The sequence below is a fragment of the Pseudomonas sp. PDM28 genome (assembly GCF_019219115.1).
Classification (GTDB): domain Bacteria; phylum Pseudomonadota; class Gammaproteobacteria; order Pseudomonadales; family Pseudomonadaceae; genus Aquipseudomonas; species Aquipseudomonas laurylsulfatiphila.
The window spans coordinates 405958-429601 of the sequence record NZ_JAHUWG010000003.1 but is presented as its reverse complement, the minus strand read 5'-3'; the positions used below and the strand labels follow the sequence as shown (position 1 = coordinate 429601).

General features: G+C 59.2%; 23 protein-coding genes. 5 read left to right on the top strand and 18 right to left on the bottom strand.

Going from position 1 to position 23644, the window contains the following annotated elements; all coding sequences use genetic code 11:
• Positions 1-160: 160 nt before the first annotated feature.
• Complete coding sequence (locus KW841_RS08390; RefSeq protein WP_218475190.1) at positions 161-1330, top strand: patatin-like phospholipase family protein; 1170 nt, start codon at positions 161-163, stop codon at positions 1328-1330.
• Positions 1331-1401: 71 nt separating this feature from the next.
• A complete protein-coding gene (locus tag KW841_RS08385) occupies positions 1402-4212 on the top strand; it encodes an RHS repeat domain-containing protein (protein ID WP_256357736.1) in 2811 nt (936 codons plus the stop codon).
• 69 nt (positions 4213-4281) lie between these two features.
• Here the strand turns inward: KW841_RS08385 and KW841_RS08380 are convergent, their stop codons facing one another.
• The 8 genes from KW841_RS08380 to puuE all read right to left on the bottom strand — a co-directional run bounded on the left by KW841_RS08380 (position 4282) and on the right by puuE (position 12448).
• Positions 4282-5067 carry an outer membrane protein OmpK gene (locus KW841_RS08380; RefSeq protein ID WP_007974939.1) on the bottom strand — a complete coding sequence of 262 codons (786 nt, stop codon included), beginning with the start codon at positions 5065-5067 and terminating at the stop codon, positions 4282-4284.
• A gap of 377 nt (positions 5068-5444) precedes the next feature.
• Positions 5445-6230, bottom strand: a complete 786-nt coding sequence (locus tag KW841_RS08375) for an outer membrane protein OmpK (protein WP_218475187.1) — start codon at positions 6228-6230, stop codon at positions 5445-5447.
• A gap of 169 nt (positions 6231-6399) precedes the next feature.
• Complete coding sequence (locus KW841_RS08370; RefSeq protein ID WP_102699324.1) at positions 6400-7752, bottom strand: nucleobase:cation symporter-2 family protein; 1353 nt, start codon at positions 7750-7752, stop codon at positions 6400-6402.
• A 192-nt stretch (positions 7753-7944) separates the two neighbouring features.
• A complete protein-coding gene (locus KW841_RS08365; protein WP_218475185.1) occupies positions 7945-9246 on the bottom strand; it encodes a urate hydroxylase PuuD in 1302 nt (433 codons plus the stop codon).
• 50 nt (positions 9247-9296) lie between these two features.
• Positions 9297-9800: an ureidoglycolate lyase gene (locus KW841_RS08360; protein ID WP_007960046.1), complete on the bottom strand. Its 504-nt coding sequence runs from the start codon at positions 9798-9800 to the stop codon at positions 9297-9299.
• Between the two features lie 124 nt (positions 9801-9924).
• On the bottom strand, positions 9925-10920 hold the full coding sequence (gene alc, locus KW841_RS08355; RefSeq protein WP_007974931.1) for an allantoicase: 996 nt from the start codon (positions 10918-10920) through the stop codon (positions 9925-9927).
• An 89-nt stretch (positions 10921-11009) separates the two neighbouring features.
• Positions 11010-11525 (bottom strand): 2-oxo-4-hydroxy-4-carboxy-5-ureidoimidazoline decarboxylase, encoded by a 516-nt coding sequence (gene uraD, locus KW841_RS08350; RefSeq protein ID WP_218475183.1) that lies wholly within the window; start codon positions 11523-11525, stop codon positions 11010-11012.
• Complete coding sequence (gene puuE / locus KW841_RS08345; RefSeq protein WP_102673301.1) at positions 11522-12448, bottom strand: allantoinase PuuE; 927 nt, start codon at positions 12446-12448, stop codon at positions 11522-11524. Before puuE ends, uraD begins: the two co-directional genes overlap by 4 nt.
• Before the next feature lie 434 nt (positions 12449-12882).
• On the opposite strand from puuE, the gene uraH reads away from it, so the two are divergent.
• Positions 12883-13236 (top strand): hydroxyisourate hydrolase, encoded by a 354-nt coding sequence (gene uraH / locus KW841_RS08340; RefSeq protein ID WP_007974925.1) that lies wholly within the window; start codon positions 12883-12885, stop codon positions 13234-13236.
• 193 nt (positions 13237-13429) lie between these two features.
• On the opposite strand, the gene KW841_RS08335 is transcribed toward uraH, so the two are convergent.
• The 3 genes from KW841_RS08335 to KW841_RS08325 form a co-directional block, all read right to left on the bottom strand.
• Positions 13430-14056, bottom strand: coding sequence for a LysE family translocator (locus KW841_RS08335; RefSeq protein WP_053157031.1), 627 nt, complete (start codon positions 14054-14056; stop codon positions 13430-13432).
• A gap of 72 nt (positions 14057-14128) precedes the next feature.
• Positions 14129-15478 (bottom strand): NCS2 family permease, encoded by a 1350-nt coding sequence (locus KW841_RS08330; RefSeq protein WP_015096117.1) that lies wholly within the window; start codon positions 15476-15478, stop codon positions 14129-14131.
• A gap of 336 nt (positions 15479-15814) precedes the next feature.
• Complete coding sequence (locus KW841_RS08325; protein WP_218475181.1) at positions 15815-16261, bottom strand: MarR family winged helix-turn-helix transcriptional regulator; 447 nt, start codon at positions 16259-16261, stop codon at positions 15815-15817.
• Between the two features lie 82 nt (positions 16262-16343).
• On the opposite strand from KW841_RS08325, the gene KW841_RS08320 reads away from it, so the two are divergent.
• Positions 16344-17510, top strand: a complete 1167-nt coding sequence (locus KW841_RS08320; protein ID WP_218475178.1) for a PLP-dependent aminotransferase family protein — start codon at positions 16344-16346, stop codon at positions 17508-17510.
• 173 nt (positions 17511-17683) lie between these two features.
• Here the strand turns inward: KW841_RS08320 and KW841_RS08315 are convergent, their stop codons facing one another.
• From KW841_RS08315 to KW841_RS08295, 5 genes are all read right to left on the bottom strand, one after another.
• The gene (locus KW841_RS08315; RefSeq protein ID WP_007974915.1) at positions 17684-18055 is read right to left on the bottom strand and encodes a glutathione S-transferase N-terminal domain-containing protein; all 372 of its coding nucleotides are present in this window, start codon (positions 18053-18055) and stop codon (positions 17684-17686) included.
• A gap of 104 nt (positions 18056-18159) precedes the next feature.
• Positions 18160-18705, bottom strand: coding sequence for a GTP cyclohydrolase I FolE (gene folE, locus KW841_RS08310; RefSeq protein ID WP_003204506.1), 546 nt, complete (start codon positions 18703-18705; stop codon positions 18160-18162).
• A 77-nt stretch (positions 18706-18782) separates the two neighbouring features.
• Positions 18783-19340 carry a Smr/MutS family protein gene (locus KW841_RS08305; RefSeq protein WP_007974913.1) on the bottom strand — a complete coding sequence of 186 codons (558 nt, stop codon included), beginning with the start codon at positions 19338-19340 and terminating at the stop codon, positions 18783-18785.
• A 78-nt stretch (positions 19341-19418) separates the two neighbouring features.
• Entirely contained in the window at positions 19419-19739 is a 321-nt protein-coding gene (locus KW841_RS08300; RefSeq protein WP_218475175.1) for a hypothetical protein, read from the bottom strand.
• 131 nt (positions 19740-19870) lie between these two features.
• On the bottom strand, positions 19871-20461 hold the full coding sequence (locus tag KW841_RS08295; RefSeq protein ID WP_007974909.1) for a cysteine hydrolase family protein: 591 nt from the start codon (positions 20459-20461) through the stop codon (positions 19871-19873).
• Positions 20462-20700: 239 nt separating this feature from the next.
• On the opposite strand from KW841_RS08295, the gene prmB reads away from it, so the two are divergent.
• Positions 20701-21609 carry a 50S ribosomal protein L3 N(5)-glutamine methyltransferase gene (gene prmB / locus KW841_RS08290; RefSeq protein WP_218475173.1) on the top strand — a complete coding sequence of 303 codons (909 nt, stop codon included), beginning with the start codon at positions 20701-20703 and terminating at the stop codon, positions 21607-21609.
• Positions 21610-21736: 127 nt separating this feature from the next.
• On the opposite strand, the gene KW841_RS08285 is transcribed toward prmB, so the two are convergent.
• Together KW841_RS08285 and KW841_RS08280 are read right to left on the bottom strand one after the other, a co-directional pair.
• Entirely contained in the window at positions 21737-22528 is a 792-nt protein-coding gene (locus tag KW841_RS08285; protein WP_218475170.1) for a hypothetical protein, read from the bottom strand.
• A gap of 99 nt (positions 22529-22627) precedes the next feature.
• On the bottom strand, positions 22628-23626 hold the full coding sequence (locus KW841_RS08280; RefSeq protein WP_218475168.1) for an alpha/beta hydrolase: 999 nt from the start codon (positions 23624-23626) through the stop codon (positions 22628-22630).
• Between the last annotated feature and the right edge of the window lie 18 nt (positions 23627-23644).

The window sequence follows — 23644 nt, the reverse complement described above, 5'->3', positions numbered from 1 at the left end:
CGATCCCCTGTAGGAGCGAGCCTGCTCGCGATGGACTGGAGAGCGCCACGGGGCGTCAGGCTCCCAGCGTCATCGTTAACGTCCATCGCGAGCAAGCTCGCTCCCACAAGGGAGCAGGCCGTAACAACGAAACCCCATCAAGCACCATGGAGAGTTGTGCATGAGTCCAGCTGAACCGGTTACAGGGTTGATTCTTTCCGGCGGCGGGGCTCGGGCGGCTTATCAGGTCGGGGTGCTGGCGGCGATTGCCGAATTGCTGCCGCCGGGGGCGAGCAATCCGTTTCCGGTGATCGTCGGCACATCGGCGGGCGCGATCAACGCCGTCAGCCTCGCCAGCGGGGCAATGGACTTTCGTCATGCCATCCAACGCCTGACCGCCTTCTGGCAGGGCTTTCGCAGCCCTCTGGTATTGCGCAGCGACTGGCCCGGGGTCATTCGCCAGGCCACTCGCTTTGTCAGCCACAGTTTGCTCGGCATCGGCTCCCAGGTTCCGGTGGCGCTGCTCAACAGTTCGCCGCTGCGGGATCTGCTCAACGACAAGCTGCATATGGGCGGCATCGCCGAAGCGATCGCCCAGAAGCAATTGCATGCGGTGGCGGTCACGGCGTTCGGCTATGAGTCCGGTCAGGCCGTCACCTTTTATCAGGGTGGCGGCAAGATCGATGCCTGGTTGCGTCATCGACGCATTGGCGTTCCCACCCAACTGTCGGTTGAACACTTGCTTGCCAGTTCGGCGATTCCGCTGCTGTTCGCCCCGGTGAAAATCGGCGAAGAGTATTTCGGTGATGGCGCGGTGCGTCAGTCGGCACCGATCAGCCCGGCGCTGCATCTGGGCGCCAGTCGGGTGCTGGTGGTGGGCGTCAGCGGCAACCCCCGCGGTATCGACCCGCAACAACCCTTGCAGCGCAGCTACACCGGTCAGCAGCCGACCCTGGCGCAGATCGGCGGGCATATGCTCAACAGTACGTTCATTGACAGCCTGGAAAGTGACATCGAACTGTTGCAGCGCCTGAACCAGTTCAGTCACCTGATGCCTGACGGCACACCGACCCGCGCATTGGGCGTGGCGCCGGTGGACGTGCTGGTGATTTCACCGAGCCAGCCGATCGACGAGATTGCCGCGCGGCATCGTCAGGAATTACCGGCGGCGCTGCGTCTGTTCCTGCGGGGGCCGGGTGCGACCAAGACCAGCGGGGCAGGGGTGCTGAGTTACCTGCTGTTCGAGGCGGGATATTGCAGCGAGTTGATCGAACTGGGGCGACGGGATGCGTTGGCCAAGCGCGGGGAGTTGAGCCGGTTTCTCGGGCTCTCGGTGGCTGAAAGCGTCTGAACTGTCAGATCTGCCAGTAGATGTGGTCAGGTTTTTCCATCAGATTGAAGCCCCCGGCAGAGGGTTCGAAGATGGCGGCTGCACCTTGGATTGATGCTCACACACCGAACCTGTCGGTGGTGGATTCGCGCAGTTTGGCTGTGCGAAATGTCGCCTATTGCCGTCATCCGCGGAACCCGTCCATTGAGGCTCGCATCACCCGCAATCACTTTGACGCTGCCGGACGGCTGGTGGCTTCCTGGGACCCGCGATTGTGGGGCACGGCGCCAAAACCGAACCTCGTCACGACGCACAACCTGCAAAATCAGCCACTGCTGGTGGACAGCGTCGATGCCGGTTGGCAGCTGAGTTTGCTGGATCAGGCCGGTATGGCGCGATCGTTCTGGGACGGTCGCGGGAGCCAGCGGCACACTGAGTACGATGAGCTTCTTCGTCCGACGACCGTGACGGAGCAGATGAAGGATGAGATGTCGCGCGTCTCCGAGCGTTTTGCTTACGGCGGTGCGGGAGAAGAGTCTGCTGTTTATAACCAATGTGGCCAACTTATTCGCCATGACCATCCGGCTGGTCGGCACAGCCTTTGCGAATATGGCGTGGGTGGTTGGCTTCTGGCGGAAGAAACCCGCTTTATGCTCGATCTGGCCCCGCCGGATTGGTCGGCCGAATCCGCCGATGCGCGCCTTGAGGACGAGGTTTTCGGGACAGTTCAACAGCATGGGCCTTCAGGGGAAATGCTCTGTCAGACGGACGTCAGGGGAAACCTGCGAACCTTCGCTTACAACCTGTCTGGCAAGTTGCTGGAAACCCGACTGAGGTTGGCTGGTGCTTCCGGCCCTCCTCAAGTACTGGTGGGTGACATCCGATATGACGCCCTTGGCAAGGTTGAAAGAGAGCTTGCGGCAAATGGTGTCCTGACTACGGCCCGGTACGCGGCTGAAGATGGGCGGTTGGCCGGATTGCTCTCTTGCGATGCCCGAGGTGTGCCGCTTCAGCACCTCGAATACTCCTACGATCCGGTCGGCAATATCTCAAGTGTCGAAGACAAGGTGGCGCTGACGCGTTACTTCAATCATCAGCGGATCGACCCGATCAATCGCTATCGCTATGACAGCCTGTATCAACTGGTTGAAGCCACTGGCAGGGAAGTCAGCCAGCCCGGTCATGGTCCCGCATTACCTGCCTGGCAAACCACACCGTTGGACCCCAACCAACTGCGCAATTACACCCAATCTTTCAACTACGACGCTGCCGGCAATTTGCAAACCCGCCAACACAGCGGTGCGGAAACGTTTGAGATGTTTACCTCGACCGCCAGCAATCGCAGCGTTGCGGAGGAAGGCAATCTGGCGGATGGCTTCGATGCCAATGGCAATCAGCGGGAACTGTTGCGCGGTCAGGCAATGAGTTGGGACATTCGCAATCAATTGAGTCGCGTGACGATGGTGCGGCGTGAGGATGGGCCCGACGATACCGAGTGTTATTTCTACGACAGTCCCGGGCATCGACTGAGAAAAGTCCGACTCACCGAGACGGCTCGTCGCACACTGCGTGCCGAAGTACGTTACTTGCCGGGGTTGGAAATCCATCGGGATACGGCTACTGGCGAAGAGCGGCATGTGCTTAGTGTCGAGACGGGGCTTGGCCGTGTGCGGGCCTTGCACTGGGTTGAGAAACTGCCCAAGGGCGTACGCAATGATCAACTGCGTTTTTGCCTGAGTGACCATCTGAGCTCGTGCATGCTGGAACTGGATGAGTTGGGCGCAGTGTTGAGTCGCGAGGTTTATTACCCGTTTGGCGGTACGGCGTTGTGGGCGGCTGCCAGCGAAACCGAATCTGGGTACAAGACGATTCGTTACTCGGGTAAAGAGCGGGATGCGACGGGGCTTTATTATTATGGGTATCGGTACTATGCGCCTTGGTTGCAGCGATGGGTGAGTACTGATCCAGCTTTGGTTGCCAATGGTCTTAATTTTTTTTGTTACGTTTTGAATAACCCACTGGCGCTCAAGGACTTGTATGGGTTAGTGGGGGAGAGTTTTAACGATTTATTACTTGGAAATGATCATGAAAATTTAAAGGCGACTATAGGCAAGGCTGTTGTTGTGCGACAGCAGGCGGTGTTGATGGATTTTAACTTGGCGGACGATGTGCATAAACGTACCTATCTGAAGGCTTATACGTTTGATTCAGGACCTTTTGTTAACGACTATTTAAGAACAGGTAAGCAAAGAAATTACCCAGAAGGGTACTTTCCTAAAGAGGCTCGCATAGCCAGCGACAATGCGAGTCGTGTATTTGACTTGGCCAATATAATAGACGTGCTTCCTCACACCGGCGCTGTAACACTCTATAGGGGTGGGTCAGGGAGTCGTGGGACGTCGGGAGCTTTTTTTCGACAAGGTGGTTTAGGTACCGGAGATGTGTTGATCAATACCGATTTTGCTTCCTTTACAGAAAACCCTATTGTTGCCGCCGAGTTTGCGGGATATCGCTCAGGTGGTGAGGATCGCAGGTTTGACGAGACCTCTGTAATTTTTGAAGTCGATCATCATTTTAGCCCCAAGCCGTTGGCACCGTTATCCTCAAGGAGTGGTTACCCATTCTTTGAGTCTGAGTCACTGGCAAATCCCGGTGCGGCGTTTGAAATTATATCGGTAAGCTTGACTGATATTTTACTGGACGGGCAGGAACAGAATTATGTGAAGGTGTCCCTGTGTGAGGTAATCCCCCCCAAGATAGCGGTTGGTAATGGGGTATTTGGGTCGGCTATTGTTTTACCTGACAATGTCTTTGATATGCGCACGGGCGAGCCTATAGATTTTGATGGTTTTGAGCAGCGCTTAGGGCAGGCATCCAGACAGATTTTAAATGTCTATTACTAATGAAGAAAGTTGTGAAAATATCTGCCCGATATAACGACTATCGGGCGATATCTATTTAACGTTTTTTTATCAGAAGTGAACCTTGACCAGGAAGCTGGTCACGCTCTGATCCGTCTTGAAGCCCTGGCTGTCTTCAATCCCGTACTTGTTTTTCCAGTAGTCATACTCGACACCGACGTACAACTGCTTGGCACCCAGGTTCAGCGCCTTGCCCAGGTCGTATTTTACCTGTGGGTTGAAGTGCAGGTTGGCGTGGTATTCGCCTTTGCTGTTGACGTCGTTGTCGACGACCCAGTCCATGAAACCGTCGATCAGCACGTCCGATTCACCCACCGGGATGGTGTAGGACCAGACCGGCGAGACCTGCCAGATGTTGTCGCCCGGGCGGTCGCCTTCGGTGTGACGGTTGTAGAAGTTCAACTGGAAGTAGTCGAAGCCCGGGATGGCCAGGTCGAAGCCTGGGCCGATCAGGTACGACTCGGTGTCGTCTTCACCGAACTCGTAGGTCATGGCCAGCAGGACGTCCTTGATCGGGCCTAACTCGAACTTCTGGTCGAAGATCTTGTTGAACGACAGGCGCGGGCTGAGCTCGCCATAGTGGGTGTTTTCACCCGCGAAGTGGTCTTCCTTGCCGTTGTAGAAGATCTTGTCGATGAAGAAGAAGTTGTCGCCGTACTTCCAGCCATCGGCGTGTTCGAAGGTCACCGTCTGCTGGATGCGCGGGTTGACCTGGAAGTCCTTGCCATACAGGTAGGTCAGGCTGTTGGTCTGCCACTGCAGCAAATCGCCGGCCATGGCCTGGCCCCCGGCCAGCATCGATCCCGCCAGCATCAGGCTAGTGCACGTACGTTTCATTCGGTTGCTCCCAAAAAGTAGGTGGTTCCACGTTATTTTTTTAAGGTCGGCGCTCTGGTGTGGCGCCTGTTTCCGTAGCGGTAAAAAATCATCCAATCGGTCAGCTTTGGTGCTGTTAGCAAGAGCTGAGCCAAGGCTTTCAAAAAGCAAAAAAACTCCCGCTCGACGGCTCAAGAGCAGTCGATTGAGAGGGGTTTTGGGGTGCCTTGGTGCCTGCCAGCGCCGGGATAAGTTGGCCTGCTGGTCAGGTTTTACATCCGGGCTTTTTTTTAAACCGGATTCGGGCGGCCGCGGAGAATACTGACTCCTCGGCCAGGTCTCAAGTGCTCCGCAACGGCGCACCGACGACAGGTTTGGCGCACGGTTGCGGGGCAGCATCAGAAATGCACCTTCACCAGCAGGCTGGTGGTGTTTTCATTGGTGTCGAATTTGCCGCTGTTTTCGATGCCGTACTTGTCTTTCCAGTAGCTGTATTCGGCGCCGACGTACACCTGCTTCTCCCGCCAGCCCAGGGCTTTGCCCAGGTCGTACTTGATCTGCGGGTTGAAGTGCAGGTTGGCGTGATAGGTGCCATGGGCGTTCTGGTCGTTATCCACGACCCAGTCAATGTAGCCGTCGATCAACAGGTTCGAGTTGCCCAGTGGCAGGGTGTAGGACCAGGCCGGCGTGATCTGCCAGACGTCGTCGCCGGGACGCGAGCCTTCGGTCTGGCGGTAGTAGACGTTCAAGGTGAAAAAATTGAAGCCCGGTACCGCGAGGTCGAATCCGGGGCCGATCAGGTAGGCCTCGGTGTCGTCTTCGCCGTTCTCGTAGGTCATGGCCAGCAGCACGTCCTTGATCGGGCCGAATTCGAAGCGACGGTCGAGGATCTTGCCCAAGGAGAGGCGCGGGCTGAACTCGCCGTAGTAGGCGTGGACGCCTTTGTTCCGGTCTTTCTCGCCGTTGTAGTAGGTGCTGTCGATGAACATGAAGTTGTCACCGTACTTCCAGCGATCGGCGTGTTCGAAGGTTATCGTCTGCTGGATCGACGGGTTGACCACGAAATCCTTGCCGTACAGATAGCTCAGGCTGTTGGTCTGCCACAGCAGTAAATCGCCGGCCATGGCCTGACTCGCAGCCAGCAGGCCAGCACCCAACAGCAGGTTGGTTTGTGTCCGAATCATCTGTTGCTCCCTCTTGTTTTTATTTTTGAGGCACAGGAAACCCCTGCCCTTGTAGGAGCGAGCTTGCTCGCGATGGTCGTCAACGATTACGCGTGTTATCTGGATAAACGCGGTGTTCTCGGGTTCATCGCGAGCAGGCTCTCTCCTACAGGGGGTGTGCGTTTCTGTCTTAGTGGGCGTGGCAGTCGTTGATGGCCGCGCGTTCGGCGCCGCCAAGGATGTTGAACAGCAGGTTCAGCGTCAGCGCGCTGAGGGTGGCCATGGCGATGCCGCTGTGGGTGATCGGGCTCATCCACACGGGCAGGTGGGCGAAAAACTCCGGGCGCACCACCGGGATCAGGCCCATGCCGATGCTCACCGCCACCAGCAACTGGTTGCGACGGTCACCGATGTCGGCTTCCTGGAGAATCTTGATCCCGGTGGCGGCGACCATGCCGAACATCGCAATCGCTGCGCCGCCCAGGACTGCCGGAGGGATCGAGGCCACCAGGAACGCGGCCTTGGGGAGCAGGCTCAGGACGATCAGCAAACCGCCGGCGACGATGGTCACGGAGCGGCAGCGCACACCGGTCATCTGCACCAGGCCGATGTTCTGGGCAAAGGAGGAGTGGGTGAAGGTGTTGAAGAACCCGGCGAAGAACGAGGCGCCGGCATCGCACAGCAAACCGCGCCGCAGCATGCGTGGGCAGACTTCCTGGCCGGTGATTTTGCCCAGCGCAAGAAACATCCCGGTGGACTCGACGAAAATGATCACCACCACCAGGCACATCGACAGGATCGGTGCGAGTTCGAATTTCGGCATGCCGAAGTGCAGCGGCGTAACGAATTGCAGCCATGGCGCCTGCGCCATGCCGCTGAGGTCGACCATGCCGAGCAGGCCGCAGAGCACGTAGCCCAGGCACATGCCGATCAGCACGGAAATATTGACCCAGAAGCCGCGCATGAAACGATGCACCAGCAAAATGGTGCCCAGCACCAGGGCGGCGATGGTCAGGTAGATCGGAGAGCCGAATTGAGCGGCGCTGGCACCGCCGCCGGCCCAGTTCACGGCCACGGGGAACAGCGACAAACCGATCGAGGTGATGACCGTGCCGGTCACCAATGGCGGGAAGAAACGTACGACCTTGGACATGAACGGCGCGATGAGCATGCCGAAGAAACCGGCAGCGATGGTCGCGCCGAAGATCCCTTGCAGGCCGATACCAGGCATGCCGGCCATGGCGACCATGCTGCCGACGGCGGCGAAACTGGCCCCCATCATCACCGGCATGCGAATGCCCATGGGGCCGATGCCGAGGGACTGGACGATGGTGGCAATACCGGCCACCAGCAGGTCGGCGTTGATCAGAAAGGCGATTTCTTCACGACTCAGGCCAGCGGCCTGTCCGATGATCAGCGGCACCGCGATGGCGCCACCGTACATCAGCAGAACATGTTGCAAACCGACCAGGATCAGTTGCAAGAGGGGCAAACGCTGAATGGCGGGTGCGTCGGGGATGCGCGCTGCGGATAGCTCGGACATGCAACACCTCGGATCTTTTTTATTCTTGTGATTTTGTGCGTCAGGCAAACCTGTGGGAGCGGGCTTGCTCGCGAATAGGCCATAACATTCAACATCGTTGTTGACTGACCTGACGCTTTCGCGGGCAAGCCCGCTCCCACAGGATCTGTGTTGCCTGTGTGGGAGCGAGCCTGCTCGCGAAGCTTTTAACGATTAATTGGTCTGGGCTCCCTGCACAATCCAGGCACCGATCAGGTCACGTTCCTGCTGGGTCATCTGGGTGATGTTGCCCAGTGGCATGATCTGGCTGGTGACGGCTTGCGCCTGGATCCGCGGTGCGTTCTGGCGGATCTGCTCGGGGGTGTCGAGCATCACGCCGGCAGGGGCCGCACTGAACAGCGGGCTGGTGGGCTTGGCCGAGTGGCAAACCGCGCAACGTTCCTGAATCACGCTGTGCACTTTGTCAAAGCCAGGGCCGGCGTTGGACGCTTGCGCCGGAGCGGCGGCTGGCGCTTCTGCAGGTTTGGCTTCAGCGGGTTTCAAACCACCGCCCACTGCGGTTTCCGGCAGCGGCTGGTATTCGATCTTCGCGGGTGCCTTGGCCACTTCCGGGTTGTTCAACGGTGCAGGGCCGGTGACGTAGGCCAGGCTGATCATGCCGACGGCTGCGACTGGAAGGGTCCAGGCAAACTTGTGGCTGTCATGACGGGTGTTGAAGTAGTGACGCACCAACACCGCCAGTACCGCGATCCCGGCCAGGATCAACCAGTTGTACTGGCTGCCGTAGGTGCTCGGGAAGTGGTTGCTGATCATGATGAACAGCACCGGCAAGGTGAAGTAGTTGTTGTGACGCGAACGCAGCAGGCCTTTGGCCGGCAGGGCCGGATCCGGCGTGCGGTTCTCGGCGATCGCCGCGACCAGTGCGCGCTGTGCCGGCATGATGATGCGGAACACGTTGCCGACCATGATGGTCCCGATGATCGCGCCGACGTGCAGGTACGCACCGCGACCGCTGAACACCTTGCTGAAGCCATAGGCCGCGCCGATGATCAGGACGAACAGGATGAAGCCGAGCAGGGCAGGGCGTTTGCCCAGGGCCGAGTCGCACAGGAAGGAGTAGACGAACCAGCCGATGAACAGCGAGCCGATACCGATGGCTACGCCTTCCGGGCCGCTCAGGGTGCTGCCCGGAGCCAGCAGGTAGAGCGTCGGGTTGGAGTAGAACACCACGCACAGCAGCGCGATCCCCGACATCCAGGTGAAGTAGGCTTCCCATTTGAACCAGTGCAGGTTGTCCGGCATGGTCGGTGGGGCCAGCTTGTATTTTTCCAGGTGGTAGATGCCGCCGCCGTGGATCGCCCACAAATCACCGGCCAGGCCGGTTCTCGGGTTGACCCGGTTGAGGTTGTTTTCCAGCCAGACGAAATAGAACGACGCACCGATCCAGGCCACGCCAGTAATCATGTGAACCCAGCGCACGCTCAGGTTCAGCCATTCCAACAGATGTGCTTCCACAGTCTTTACCTCTCGCCTGTCACTCTGTTGTCGAGTGATCAGACCTTCTCTTATTGGTGGGGGGCGAGGATCAAACGCTCATCCTCTTTGAAAAAATGCTCATCGCAGTTATTGCCTGTGCCACTGCGATCAACCACCAGGAAGTCATCCCGCTTTTCGATCGTCAGCACCGGGTGGTGCCAGACGCCGCGATGGTAATTAATGCCCTGCCTGCCGTTGGTGACGAAGGCGCGGACCAAGCCTGATACAGGTTCATCGCCAAGTGGCGCGACCACGATCAGAAAGGGGTTGCCGAGCAGCGGAATGAAAGCCTGGCTGCCCAGCGGATGGCGCTCCAGCATGCTGACGGTCAGCGGCATGTCCTGCGCGTCGGCGCGGAAGATGCTGATGATCGCGTTGTCCTCTGGCGTAGCGGTTTCGACCGTCGCCAGTTTATGGAAGCGCATGGTCGAACCGTTGTTGATCATGAAGTGATCGCTGCCGTCGGTTTCGATCACGTCACCGAAAGGGGCGAAGGCTTCTTTGGTCAGCGGTTCAATCGTCAGTGTGCGCATGCTGTTCTTTTCCGAATTCTGTGTTGTTTGTTTTGACGCCATCGCGAGCAAGCTCGCTCCCACAGTGGACTGTGGCGTTCACAAAACCTGTGGGAGCGAGCTTGCTCGCGATTGGGTTCAGCGCTTATTTAGCGACCTTGCCCAGTACACGCAGGCGGCTCACACCACCATCCGGGAACACGTTCAGGCGGATGTGGGTGATCGGGCCCAGTGCCTTGATCTGCTCGGCGAAGGTGTGTTCGGCGTGCATTTCCAGCTTCTGGCTTGGCAGCAGTTCGCGCCAGAACAGCGATTGGGTTTCGATCTGGCTGTCGGTGCCGCCCTTCACGAAAGCGCCCTGGATCGAGCAGCTGTCCGGGTAGTTGCCCTTGAAGTGCAGGGTGTCGACGATGACTTTCTCGACTTCGCCGGCATGACCCAGCGCGACGATGACCCAGTCATTGCCTGGGGTACGGCGACGCGCGGTTTCCCAGCCGTCGCCCATGTTGATGCCACGGCCCGGGTTGAGGATGTTGCTCATGCGGCCGAAGTGTTCATCGGAGCAGGCGAGGGCGCGGCCACCGTTGAGTGCTGCGGCCAGGTCGACTTGCTCGTTGTCGCCGATGGCCGACCAGTCGCGGAACGGCACGCCGTACACACGCAGACGGGCCACGCCGCCATCCGGGTAGATGTTGAAGCGCAGGTGGCTGAAGGCCTGGTCGTTGCTGATTTCGTGGTAGTGGTGGCTGTTGCCTTGCAGCTCGACGGCGGACAGCACTTCAGTCCACTGAGTGTTTTCATCAGGCTCGCCCGACGCCAGGAAGCAGGCTTCCAGGGACGCCGATGGAGGGAAGTTGCCGGTGAAGAATGAAGTGTCGATGTCGACGCCCTTGATCGAACCCGGTACACCCAGGCGGATCACGGCGCTGTCGAAGCCTTCGAAGCGCTTGCGGCGCGATTCCCAGCCGTCCATCCACTTGCCGTTGTCATCGAACACGCCCTCCTTCCATACGGCCGGGGTCGGTTGGAACAGACGGTTGGCGTCTGCGAACCAGTCATCGGTGACCGAGATGATTTTGGTGCCCAGGCGGGCATCGGCCAGGTTGACGAACTTCTCGAAAGGTACGGCGTAAGCTTTCATTCTTCTTGTCTGCCTTTAATAAGTTGGCTTGGGATGCTTGCAAGGCCCTGGGCGGTTTCGGCGTTCATGAAATCGCTGGGCCAGGCTTGCTATAGGGTCAGTAATCGGAACAGGGCGATCTTGTTGATCTCCGCCAGCGCGCATTTGAACTCGGTGTCGACCGGGTTGTGGATGCGCGTTTCGAACGCTGCGAGGATCTGATGCCGGTTGCTGCCTTTTACCGCCATGATGAAGGGAAACTTGAACTTGGCTTTGTAGGCGTCGTTCAGCTCGGTGAAGCGCTGGAACTCTTCGGCCGTGCATTGGTGAATACCGGCGCCAGCCTGTTCATTAGTGCTGGCTTCGGTCAACTCGCCCTGGACGGCGGCTTTGCCGGCCAGGTCCGGGTGAGCGTTGATCAGCGCCAACTGGCTGGCGTGATCGGCGCTCAACAGGATGTCGCTCATGCGCTGGTGCAGGGTTTCGATCTCGTCGATCGAGGCGTCCTGGCCCAGGTCGAAGGCCTTTTCGGCCACCCATGGCGAATGTTCGTAGATGTCGGCGAAGGCTTTGACGAAGGCGTCGCGGCTCAATGTCGATGGTTTCAATGTTTGAAAGGCGCTCATTTCGCGGCCCCTTGGTACGGGTGGGTTTCCTGCCAGTGGCGCGCGATGTCGACGCGACGGCTGAACCACACCTGTTCATGACTTTTAGCGTATTCGATAAAGCGCTTGAGCGAAGCCAGACGCGCCGGACGGCCAATCAGGCGGCAGTGCAGGCCGATCGACAGCATCTTCGGTGCTTCGGCGCCTTCCGCGTAGAGCACATCGAACGCATCCTTGAGGTATTCGAAGAAGTCGTCGCCCTTGTTGAAACCCTGGACCTGGGTGAAGCGCATGTCGTTGGTGTCCAGGGTGTACGGAATCACCAGGTGCGGCTTGCCGGTCGGGTTGTTCGGTTCCCAGTAGGGCAGGTCGTCGTCGTAGGTGTCGCAGTCGTAGAGGAAACCGCCTTCTTCCATCACCAGGCGACGGGTGTTCGGACCCGTGCGGCCGGTGTACCAGCCCAGTGGGCGTTCACCGGTGATTTCGGTGAGGATGCGGATCGCTTCGAGCATGTGCTCGCGTTCCTGGTTTTCATCCATGTACTGGTAGTCGATCCAGCGGTAGCCGTGGCTGCAGATCTCGTGGCCGGCATCGACCATGGCGCGGATCACGTCCGGGTGACGCTGGGCGGCCATGGCCACGGCGAAGATGGTCAGCGGAATGTCGAATTCCTTGAACAGCTTCAGGATCCGCCATACGCCGGCACGGCTGCCATACTCGTAAAGGGATTCCATGCTCATGTTGCGCGCGCCTTGCAGCGGCTGGGCAGACACCATTTCCGACAGGAAGGCTTCGGATTCCTTGTCGCCGTGCAGGATGTTGCGCTCGCCGCCTTCTTCGTAATTGAGTACGAACGACAGGGCAATACGGGCATTGCCCGGCCAGTGTGGATGAGGAGGGTTACTGCCGTAACCGACCAGGTCGCGTGGGTAGTCAGCGCTCACTGCAGGCTTCCTTCTTGTTCGATGATGACGGTTGGTGTGACGCAGCTGAAGATTGGTTGGCAGGCTGGCGTCACAGCGATGGGCTGATTGTATACAACTTTATATTCACTTTGTAAGCCTGAATTTTCGCATTTTTAACCGACTGTCATCTTTTACTGCTATTGGCGTGAGCCTGCAAGAAATCTGCCTGACTGGTCAGTAATTTGATGAAGGGTTCATGGAGTGTGCTGTTCGGCGGGAAATCGGCGGTAAATGTGCAGGTGCCGGGTATGGCGCGAAAAATGTCGTTTTTATTGTGTACAATTTTTTTGAAAAGTGTCTTAATCAGTCGCTCGCCGCAACTTTTCGTGCTCCGAATCGGTGCGGTCTCCTTTTCAACTGACTTCGGGAGGCGCGAAGTCTGACTGCTCCACGCAGGCAGGCGCGCAGAATCAATGGGACGTTTGACTACACACGTTTTGGACGCAGCACACGGTTGCCCGGGCAGCTCGATCAAGGTCGAGTTGTACCGCGTTGAAGGATCGCACCTGGAATTGGTCGCCAGCGCGATAACCAACAGCGATGGCCGTGTCGATGCACCGTTGCTGCAAGGCGATGACTACCGCACCGGGGTCTATCAGGTTCAGTTTCATGCCGGCGATTACTACCGCGCCCGCGGCGTCAAGCTGCCGGAGCCGGCCTTCCTGGATGTGGTGGTGCTGCGTTTCGGCATCTCTGCCGAGCAGGATCACTACCACGTGCCGTTGTTGATTTCACCTTACAGCTACTCCACCTATCGCGGCAGCTGATCCCCCAAGCAGCTGCTGCACCCTGGAAGCGACTGCGCATATAGCTTCTTTGGTCTTTCGCCCGCTCACACTGCGGGCTTTTTTTCGTCTGTAGGAGCGAGCTTGCTCGCGATGGAGGTCCAGACAACGCGGGCATTCAGATGGCCCGCGTCATCGTTGACGTCCATCGCGAGCAAGCTCGCTCCTACAGCTGTTAGCGGCTCAGCAGAGACGCAGCCCCCGCACCACTGAACAACCCGGCACTGATCCGGTTGAACCAGCTCTGCCCCTTGCCGCTACGCAGATAACGTGCCGCGCCATGGGCGCCGAGGCCATAAGCCAACTTGCAGGCCAGATCCAGCAGCGTCCAAGTGACAATCATCACCAGCAGCTGCGGCAGGAACGGCTGTTCGGCACTCAAGAACTGCGGCAGGAAAGCGGCGAAGAACAGGATGTCCTTCGGGTTGCTGGCGCCCAGCATGAACGCACGCCCGAACAGTGCACGAAAGCGTGGCACCGGTGCGGCCTGTGGCACTTCAGCGCCATGGGAAGGCAGGCGCGATTGCTGCCAGCTCTGCCAGGCGAGGTAGAACAGGTATAGGGCACCCAGAATCTTCAGGGCGCTGAACAGCTGTTCCGACGCCAGCAACAACGCACCCAGGCCTAGCGCCGACGCACTCAGCAGACAGATCGATGCGGACACGCCGCCGAGAAAGGCCGGGTAAGAGCGGCGCAGGCCGTAATTCAGACTGTTGCTGATCATCAGCAAAGACAGGGGCCCCGGGATCAGGATCACTATCAGCGCAGCGCCGCTGAACAGCAGCCAGGTTTCCAGACTCATCACTTTCCTCCATTTGCACAAAAGCCTCACCCGACGGGGTGAGGCTGTTTTGAAGCGGGTCCCGCGTAAGACTTACAGGAAGATGAACTTGGCGATGAAGATCGCGCAGAGCACCCACAGGCTGACGGAGATTTCCTTGTACTTGCCGGTGCCGGCCTTCAACGCCACGTAGGTGATGAAGCCCAGCGCGATGCCATCAGCGACCGAGAAGGTCAGTGGCATCATGATTGCGGTGACGATCGCCGGAATGCTGTCGGTCGCTTCATCCCATTCGATGTGGGCCATGCCGCCCATCATCAGCATTGCGACATAAATCAGTGCGCCCGCGGTGGCATAGGCGGGAATCATGCCGGCCAGTGGTGCGAAAAACATTGCCGCTATAAATAGCACACCCACGGTGACTGCGGTAAGACCAGTCCGACCACCCGCAGCGACACCGGCAGCACTTTCCACGTAGCTGGTGACCGGCGGAACGCCGACTACTGCACCGAATACGCTGGAAGCACTGTCGGCTTTCATGGCGCGGGAGAGGTTTTCGATCTTGCCGTCAGCGCCCACCAGGTTGGCGCGCTGGGCAACCCCCATCAAGGTGCCGGCGGTGTCGAACATGTGTACGAAGAGGAACGCCAGGACCACGCTGATCATGCTGACGTTGAACACGCCGGCGACGTTCATGGCCATCCAGGTCGGAGCCAGGCTTGGCGGGGCCGACATGATGCCCTCGTAGTGCACCAGGCCCAGACCCCAGCCAGCGAGGGTCACGGTGATGATGCTGATGAGGATCGCGCCGAACACCTTGTGATAGCTGAGGATGGCGATCATCAGGAAGCACACGGCGGCGAGCAGCGGGCCGGGTTCGCGCAGGGAGCCGAGCTTGATCAGCGTGGCCGGGCTATCGACGACGATACCTGCAGTTTTCAGGCCGATCAGCCCCAGGAACAGACCCACGCCGGCGCCCATGGCGAAGCGCAGGCTGACCGGGATGCTGTTGAGCAGCCATTCGCGGATCCGCGAGAAGGTCAGGATCATGAACAACACACCGGACACAAACACCGCGCCGAGGGCGGTTTCCCAGTTGTAGCCCATGGTGCCGACCACGGTGTAGGTGAAGAAGGCGTTGAGCCCCATGCCTGGCGCCAGGCCGACTGGCCAGTTGGCGTACAGGCCCATCAACAGGCAACCGAGTGCAGCGGCGATGCAGGTGGCGACGAATGCCGCACCGTGATCGATCCCGGCGTCGGCCATGATGTTGGGGTTGACGAAAATGATGTAGGCCATCGTGATGAAGGTTGTCAGACCGGCAATCAGCTCGGTCTTCACCGTGGTGCCGTGCAAGCTGAGTTTGAACAGACGCTCCAGCAAGCCATTGCGTAATGGCGGCGAGAGATCCAGCGTCGATGCTTCGGATTTGCGGCTTTCCACAGCGAATACTCCTCAAGAGTTTTATTGTTATTTCCAGGGCCGGACCCATGAGGGTGGCAGCGGCCCTTTGAGGCACTTGCGAATTTGTTGACCGATTGGTCAGGAACTCGCACGAAGTGGATTATGCTTTTGTATACAAAGAATGCAAATAATGTTTTTGATTTTGTCGACGAAAAGTTTGGCTTTAGGGATATATCGCCTGTTCCGGCCCCTTCGCGAGCAAGCCCGCTCCCACAGGAAGCCCGGTCAGGCACAAGATTTGTGGGCACCATCCATCACTGTGGGAGCGGGCTTGCCCGCGAAGAGGCCGGATCAGCCAGCATCAAAATCAGCAATTCAGTCGGTATGGGCCTGACTTTTCCCCAACGCCAGATTCACCGCCAACCACCCATTCACCGCCGTCTCCCCAGCCTCGGCAAACACCCGCTCCAGCAATTTCACCTGCTCACGTCTCAACGCCTGCTCAAACCGCGCGCCTTCCGCAGTCAACTCCAGCAGACGCTTACGCTTGTCCGTCTCGGACGCGACGCTGTCGACCAGATGCATCTCCAGCAATTGTCGCAACGGCATGTTCAGCGCCTGCTTGCTCACGCCAAGCAAGGCGAGCAGTTCCTTGACGCTCAGGTTCGGATAGCGGGCGATGAAAAACACGATGCGTTGATGCACCCGGCTCAGCCCTCGGCGTTCGAGCATTTCATCGGCCTTGGCGGTGAAAGCCTGGTAGCCGAAGAAAAACGCTTCCATGGCTTGCTGTTGGGAAAGCGGGTTTTTAAGGTCAAGCATGTTGACGTATCCATTCGAAGAAGCGTAATTTCGGTCAACAAGTTTGACTCATTTTCCTCATGCCTCGCTACCGGTGATCCCCATGGCTTTTTCCGAACGTGTCTCACGCCTTAAAAGTTCTTTGATCCGTGAAATCCTTGCCGCGGCCCAGCGCCCGCAGGTGATGTCGTTTGCCGGCGGTTTACCTGCCGAAGCCATGTTGCCAAAGGTCGACTGGGCCGAGATGCCGCTTTCCATGGGCCAATACGGCATGAGCGAGGGCGAACCTTCGCTGCGTGAGGCGCTGGCCGCCGAGGCGCGAGCGTTGGGTGTGGCATGTGAGGCAAGCCAGGTACTGGTGGTCAGTGGTTCACAGCAAACTCTGGATCTGGCCGCCAAGCTCTACATCGACAAGGGCACCGAAATCCTGCTCGAAGCGCCGACTTATCTGGCGGCATTGCAGATTTTCCAGCTGTTCGGCGCCGATTGCCTGACCGTGCCGCTGGAGGCTGACGGGCCTAACCTTACGGAGCTGCGCGCTCGCCTGGAGCAACACCGCCCGGCCTTCATCTACCTGATCCCGACCTTCCAGAATCCTTCGGCGGTGCGTTACAGCGAAGCCAAACGCGACGCGGTGGCAGCGCTGCTCGACGAGTTCGGCGTCACCCTGATCGAAGACGAGCCTTATCGCGAGCTGACCTTCGATGGTGGCAGCGCCACGCCGATTGCCGGTCGTTTGAAAAAAGCCAGCTGGATCTACACCGGGACCGTGTCGAAAACCCTGTTGCCAGGTTTGCGCGTCGGCTATCTGATCGCCAGCCCGGACCTGTTTCCCCATCTGTTGAAACTCAAGCAGTCGGCGGACCTGCACACCAACCGGGTCGGCCAGTGGCAGGCGTTGCAATGGATCGGAACCGAGAAGTATCAACAGCATCGCAGTGAGCTACGGGATTTTTACCGGGTGCGCCGGGATGCGTTCCAGCTGGCACTGCAAACCCACTTTTCTGATCTGGCGGACTGGAACGAACCGCAGGGCGGGCTGTTTTTCTGGTTGAAACTCAAGCAGCCGCTGGACACTCGAACCTTGCTCAATGCGGCGTTGGCCAACGATGTGGCGTTCATGCCGGGCGAGCCGTTCTTCCCCGATCCGGACAAGCATCACGGGTATTTGCGGTTGAACTTCAGCCACATTGACCCAGCGCGGCTGGAGGAGGGGCTCAAGGGCTTGGCGGGGGTGGTACGGGCAGCCCAAGCCGCCAAAGCGGCCTGAAAGCAGACAAAGATAAACCGGCCCTTGAGCCGGTTTATCTTTGTTCGGGGTTTGCGTTGTCTGAGCCGGCCCCATCGCGAGCAAGCTCGCTCCCACAGGTTTTGTGCACGCCACAAGCCCCCTGTGGGAGCGAGCTTGCTCGCGATGGCGTCAGTCAGATCACCACAAAAACATCAGGCAGCCGCAAATCGCTTGTCCAGATAATCAATGATCACCTTGGACTCATACATCCAGGTGGTCTGGCCATTTTCTTCGATACGCAGGCACGGCACCTTGATCTTGCCGCCTTGCTCGAGCAGGGCCTGGCGATCCTGTTCGTTGTTCTTCGCATCGCGCAGGGCCACCGGCACGTTCAGGCGGCGCAGGGTGCGGCGAGTCTTCACGCAGAACGGGCAGGCGTGGAATTGATACAGGGTCAGCCCCTTGGCGGCGGATTCAACCTGGGCCTGGGCGGCAGCAGGGCGCTGCTTTTTGCTTGGGCGAGTCAGGAAGTCGATGAAGATGATCAGTTGGCCAAGGCCGACACGAAGCGCTTTTACGAACACGTTGAAAGCCTCACGGTGCTAACGAAGAAGGGCGCGCAGCTTACCTGATTTTTCGCGGACGAAAAAAAACCGGCGATGAATGCCGGTTTTCTTCGTGCCGCGAATTACTTGATGAGGCTGAGGAATTCGCTGCGGGTGGCGGCGTTCTCGCGGAATTCACCGAGCATCACCGAAGTGATCATCGACGAATTCTGCTTTTCCACGCCGCGCATCATCATGCACATGTGCTTGGCCTCGATCACCACTGCAACGCCCAGGGCGCCGGTGACTTGCTGGACCGCATCGGCGATCTGGCGGCTGAGGTTTTCCTGGATCTGCAGGCGACGGGCGTACATGTCGACAATCCGCGCCACCTTCGACAGGCCCAGGACCTTGCCGCTCGGGATGTAGGCAACGTGCGCCTTGCCGATGAACGGCAGCAGGTGGTGTTCGCACAACGAGTACAACTCGATGTCCTTGACCAGCACCATTTCGCTGTTGTCGGAGCTGAACAGGGCACCGTTGGTGACCTCTTCCAGTGTCTGTTCATAGCCGCGGCAGAGGTACTGCATGGCTTTGGCGGCACGTTTTGGCGTGTCGAGCAGGCCTTCGCGGGAAACGTCCTCGCCGAGCTGGCCGAGGATCGCCGTGTAATTCTGTTCCAGGGACATGAAACTACCTGTGGGATTTTACGCAAAGGGCAAGGGTACGGTGACGGACACGACGCTGCAAGCGTGGCGCATCAGCTTTACTCGTCGCGGCCTTCCATCATGGTGCGTTTGAGCATCACATAAACCGCCCCGGCACCGCCATGTTTGGCCTGGCACGAGGTGAAGCCGAGCACTTGCGGATGCTGGCGCAGCCAGGTGTTGACGTGGCTTTTGATCATCGGCCGCTTGCCGTCCAGGCGTACTGCCTTGCCATGGGTGACGCGCACGCAGCGGATTTCGAATCTGGTTGCTTCGGCGAGGAACGCCCAGAGGGTTTCCCGGGCCTTTTCCACGCTCATGCCGTGCAGGTCGAGGCTGCCTTCGAATGGAATCTGACCGATCTTGAGCTTGCGCATCTGGCTTTCCTGCACGCCGTCACGCGCCCACATCAGCTCGTCTTCAGGGCCGACGTCGATGACGAACTGATCGGACAGACCGTCAACGGTGGTGGATTCGGTGCGCACGGTGGCCGCTTGACGCAGTTTGGCAATCTGCGCACGGTCAGCCTTGGGTTTGCCGGTTTCGGCGCGATCGTGCTTGATCGGCTTGACGCCTTGGATCGCGCTTTTGAACAGGGAAAAATCGTCGTCTTGCATGTCAGCCTCCGCGAAGGGCGGCCAGTTTACCCAACTCGAAGCGAATCGGGCGCGACAAAAACGCGCGCAGCGCTTGGCTCAGTCGTGTTTTTTCATCAGGTGCGGGGACATGGCCAGTTCCCGCGACTGCCGCGAGCGACGGCGGCAACGGCGCCACAGCCAGACACCGAGGTACAGCACGAACAGGCCGATGGCCAGGATCACGGCAGCAGCGGTGCGGCTGGTGTTCAACTCACCCAGGGCGGGTGCGTGGCCGAGCAGGCCGGCGGCACCGGCCATGGCGAGCAACACGCCGCACATCGCCAGCAATGCCGCGAACGTCGCGCCGATTCGAAAACGCCAGTTGCGTTGGCCTTTGGGCCGCAAGCGGCGAGCGTCAAAACCATCGGATAACTTCATTCCGACCTTCCTCAATGGGTATCGGCCCTTCGACCGGGAGTTGACCGGGATGTTCCTGAGGCTAAGACAATTACGGCAAATGAGAGGTTTTTGCGGATGAGCGGCGTTCCAGGCCGCTCATTGAGCGTCGATCAGATCAGTTCACAGGTCAGCGCGAGGGTGGCGAAGTTGTCGCCCATGATCGCCATTTCGGTCTGATGAACATGCGCAGCGCTCAGGACACCGCCCTTGTAGGGCAGGTCGCGTGTGGCGCAGGCGTCTTCGATAAGTGTGCAGCGGAAACCCAGGTTCTTCGCGGCGCGCACAGTGGTGCTGACGCTCGAGTGACTCATGAAGCCGCAGACGATCAGGTCGAGGGCGCCGAGGTCCTCCAGGCGTTTGGCCAGTTCGGTACCGTGGAACGCGCTCGGCAGCAATTTGCCTATGATGGTTTCGTCGCTCTGTGGCTCAAGACCCGGAATGAATTCACCACCGACGCCTTGCGGGTTGAACATGCCACCGAGCGTGCCGAGGTGGCGGACATGCACGATCGGCCGGCCGGCGGCACGGGCCGCAGCGAGTAACTGCTTGATGTTCGCGACGGCCTCATCCATGCCGCTGAGGGCCAGCGGCCCGCTCAAATACTCTTTCTGGGCATCGATGATGATAAGGGTCGCATGACTCAGCTTGGCTGCCGGATAACCGCGGCCGCTGAGTTGAAACATCGTTTTTGGAACGGACATTCTGGGGCTCCTTGGAGTGGGGCTTTTGCGCCATTGTCCTCTGGCTGAGCGGTTATGTGAATCGCTACGATCGTAGGTGCCGTGGTTGCTGGCCTCTAGCCTTGTCAATAGTCACGTTTTGTTCAATTGCCTGGCGAAAAAACGGATAACTCCTACATTTGAGTCGGTCGTTTTCCTGCGTCGTCGTGGCGCCGTTTGACTGGTAGAATCGCCCGTCGATTTTTCTGGAGTTTGCCGTCGTGATCACTTCCCGCCTTCGCACCCTGCGTGACCATATCCGTTGGGCCGTCAGCCGCTTTCATGGGGAGGATCTGTTTTTCGGCCATGGCACCGACAACGCCTGGGACGAAGCCCGTCAACTAGTGCTGGGCGCGCTGCACCTGCCGTGGGAAATCGCCGACAGCTACCTCGACTGCAATCTTGAAGAAGACGAAGTGGTTCGCCTGCAGCTGCTGCTCAAGCGCCGCATTGAAGAGCGGGTGCCTACCGCTTACCTGCTGGGCGAGGCGTGGTTCTGCGGCATGTCGTTCATCGTCGATGAGCGCGTGCTGATTCCGCGTTCGCCGATTGGCGAGCTGATCGAAAACCGTTTTACCCCGTGGCTGGCCAACGAGCCGGCGCGGATTCTCGACCTGTGCACCGGGTCCGGCTGCATCGGCATCGCCTGCGCCTACGAGTTCCAGCATGCCGAAGTGGTGTTGGCCGACCTGTCGTTCGAAGCGTTGGAAGTGGCCAACCAGAACATCGAGCGCCACGGTGTCGATGAGCGCGTGTACACGGTGCAGGGGGACGGTTTCGAGGGCCTGCCGGGACAACGTTTCGACCTGATCGTGTCGAACCCGCCCTACGTCGATGCGGAAGATTTCGCCGACATGCCGGACGAATACCAGCACGAACCGGAGCTGGGCCTTGCCTGCGGCGATGACGGTTTGAACCTGGTGCGACGCATGCTTGCCGAAGCGGCGGATCATCTGACCGAGAAAGGCTTGCTGATTGTCGAAGTGGGCAACAGCCAGGTGCACGTCGAGGCGTTGTACCCGGAAGTCGACTTCGCCTGGCTGGAGTTCGAGCGCGGTGGTCACGGTGTGTTCATGCTGAGCGCGCAGCAGTGCCGGGAGCATCAGGCGTTGTTCGCTTCCCGCGTCTGATTGGCTGAAATCCTATCGCTGGCAAGCCAGCTCCCACAGGTTCAGTGTGTGCCGCATCATTTGAGTACGGCGCGAATCCTGTGGGAGCGTGGCTTGCCCGCGATAGCCGCGCCGCGGTCTCAAGCCTTCAACGGTGCGTGGCAATCCAGATCAGCAAGCCCGCCTGAAACACCGCAAACGCCACCAGGCACGTAATGGTGAAGCGCAACCCGGCGTCTTCGCGCTTGTATTTGCTGACCTTCTCTTCGTGTTTCTTGAGTTTGACTTCCTGCTCGGCCAGGTTCTGCTCGGCTTGCTGGAGCATCTGTGCCGCCTCGAGGATCTCCACGACCTGCAGTTTTTCGCTGTTCCAGTCCCCCGCAAGGTCGCCGACCTTGACTGCTTTGACGCTGCCTTTCAAATGCTGGGCATCGGCATACACCACGTCGAAACCGTGCACGCGCAAAAAATGATCGCGGCGCTGGCGGGTGTCTTCGTTGAGCGCTTCCTTGTTGTTCAGGTCAAAGTCGTCGACGGTGTAGGTGGGCCAGCGTTTCTTCGCCCAGTTGATGCCCTGGGCGATCATGAATCGGCCGATGCCGCGGTTCAGCGGTTCGACCTGCAAACCGCTTTCCGGTCCGAAATGCACGCGCTTTTGGGCGTGGTCGACCCACACATCCAGATGATTCTGTTCCTTGCGCACGCGCTGGGCGGGCAGGGTGATACTCATGCGCATCAGGCTGTGCGCCTTGTCGTTGCGCTCGGCATAGCCGAACTCGACAAAGCGCAATGGGCGCCCGCCTGTATTGCGGTCAGTCTGCAGCGGCGCCAGACGGAGCATCTTGTGGTGCTCGACGTGGACGTCCGCCCAGGGCAGCTCGACCGCTGGCGGTGCTTCTGTTTCAGCGGGGGTGTCGGGTGAAGTCTGGGTGTCAGTCATAACGGCGAGATCCTGTCCAAGCTCAGCTTGTCGCCAACCAATGTGTTGGCGACAAAGGCTTATCGGCCGTTTTTCCCAAGACTGGAGGGTATGGAGCCGTTAACTGGTACGAAGTCCGTCGATAAACCCGAGGATTCGCGTGCCCAGTTCCGCCGCCAGGGGCAATTGCGGGTCCTTATAGGAAGCCAGCTGGCGTTTGACGTCGTTGGGCACGATGCGCATGACGTGGTTCATGCCCTCGATCAGGGCTAGTTCGGCGTCCGGTTTGGCGGCCTGGAGCAGCCTGGCGTCATTGACGCCGACCTGGATGTCGTTGCTGCCCTGGATGATCAGCGCTGGCATCTTCAGCTTGGCAAATGCCGCGGCCGGGTCCTGGCGGAACAGGGAAATCAGGTACGGCTGCACGCTCGGACGGAAAATGGCCTGCAAGGGTGGCGGCACATTGTCGTCGGGCTTCCCGGCCTTGAGGCTGTCGAGCAACTGGTTACTGCGCAGCAGCAACGGCGGTGGCAGGCGATTGCCCAGTTGCTGGCGGATCACCTGATCGACCGGCCTCGCGCTGCCCGAGACGGAAATCACCGCATCGGCGTCGATGGTCGGCGCGGCCAGGCTGGCGATCAAGGCGCCTTCGCTGTGCCCGAGCACGATCAGTTTGCCGAAACGCGGATCCGTCTTGAGCTTCTGGCCCCAGGCCTCGGCGTCGGAAACGTAGGCGTCGACCGTCAGATTGCGTTCGTCCGGCGTCGCGGCCAGGCTTGCTGCAACGCCGCGCTTGTCGTAACGCACGCTGGCAATGTTGTGTTTGGCCAGCACCCAGGCCAGGCGTTTGAGACTGTCGTTACGCCCGCCGTCAGGGTTGTTGCCGTCGCGATCCGTAGGACCGGAGCCGGAAATGATCAGGACAACGGGGACCGGGTTGTCGGACTTGGGCAGCAGCAACGAGCCGAAAAGCTCACCGGTGCCGGTGTCCAACGTGATCGGCCGTTGCAGGACAGTCGCCTGGGCGAAGCCGGAAATCAGGGTAAGGCTCAAGGCTAGAACTCGCAGCATCATCACGCCATCATCAAGAAGATGCCGGTTGGACTCACAGGCACCCATAAGGTTCGAGGATGAACT

Excerpts from the sequence above, each read along its gene's own strand:
- KW841_RS08390 (WP_218475190.1), top strand. The coding sequence starts at position 161 with ATGAGTCCAGCTGAACCGGTTACAGGGTTGATTCTTTCCGGCGGCGGG.
- uraH (WP_007974925.1), top strand. The coding sequence starts at position 12,883 with ATGGGACGTTTGACTACACACGTTTTGGACGCAGCACACGGTTGCCCG.
- uraD (WP_218475183.1), bottom strand. The coding sequence starts at position 11,525 with ATGAGCGCCTTTCAAACATTGAAACCATCGACATTGAGCCGCGACGCC.
- KW841_RS08300 (WP_218475175.1), bottom strand. The coding sequence starts at position 19,739 with ATGAAGTTATCCGATGGTTTTGACGCTCGCCGCTTGCGGCCCAAAGGC.
- folE (WP_003204506.1), bottom strand. The coding sequence starts at position 18,705 with ATGTCCCTGGAACAGAATTACACGGCGATCCTCGGCCAGCTCGGCGAG.
- KW841_RS08280 (WP_218475168.1), bottom strand. The coding sequence starts at position 23,626 with ATGGGTGCCTGTGAGTCCAACCGGCATCTTCTTGATGATGGCGTGATG.
- KW841_RS08305 (WP_007974913.1), bottom strand. The coding sequence starts at position 19,340 with ATGCAAGACGACGATTTTTCCCTGTTCAAAAGCGCGATCCAAGGCGTC.
- KW841_RS08375 (WP_218475187.1), bottom strand. The coding sequence starts at position 6,230 with ATGATTCGGACACAAACCAACCTGCTGTTGGGTGCTGGCCTGCTGGCT.
- KW841_RS08295 (WP_007974909.1), bottom strand. The coding sequence starts at position 20,461 with ATGTCCGTTCCAAAAACGATGTTTCAACTCAGCGGCCGCGGTTATCCG.
- KW841_RS08370 (WP_102699324.1), bottom strand. The coding sequence starts at position 7,752 with ATGTCCGAGCTATCCGCAGCGCGCATCCCCGACGCACCCGCCATTCAG.
- alc (WP_007974931.1), bottom strand. The coding sequence starts at position 10,920 with ATGAAAGCTTACGCCGTACCTTTCGAGAAGTTCGTCAACCTGGCCGAT.
- KW841_RS08380 (WP_007974939.1), bottom strand. The coding sequence starts at position 5,067 with ATGAAACGTACGTGCACTAGCCTGATGCTGGCGGGATCGATGCTGGCC.
- KW841_RS08360 (WP_007960046.1), bottom strand. The coding sequence starts at position 9,800 with ATGCGCACACTGACGATTGAACCGCTGACCAAAGAAGCCTTCGCCCCT.
- KW841_RS08335 (WP_053157031.1), bottom strand. The coding sequence starts at position 14,056 with ATGAGTCTGGAAACCTGGCTGCTGTTCAGCGGCGCTGCGCTGATAGTG.
- KW841_RS08385 (WP_256357736.1), top strand. The coding sequence starts at position 1,402 with ATGGCGGCTGCACCTTGGATTGATGCTCACACACCGAACCTGTCGGTG.
- KW841_RS08320 (WP_218475178.1), top strand. The coding sequence starts at position 16,344 with ATGGCTTTTTCCGAACGTGTCTCACGCCTTAAAAGTTCTTTGATCCGT.
- KW841_RS08325 (WP_218475181.1), bottom strand. The coding sequence starts at position 16,261 with ATGCTTGACCTTAAAAACCCGCTTTCCCAACAGCAAGCCATGGAAGCG.
- KW841_RS08285 (WP_218475170.1), bottom strand. The coding sequence starts at position 22,528 with ATGACTGACACCCAGACTTCACCCGACACCCCCGCTGAAACAGAAGCA.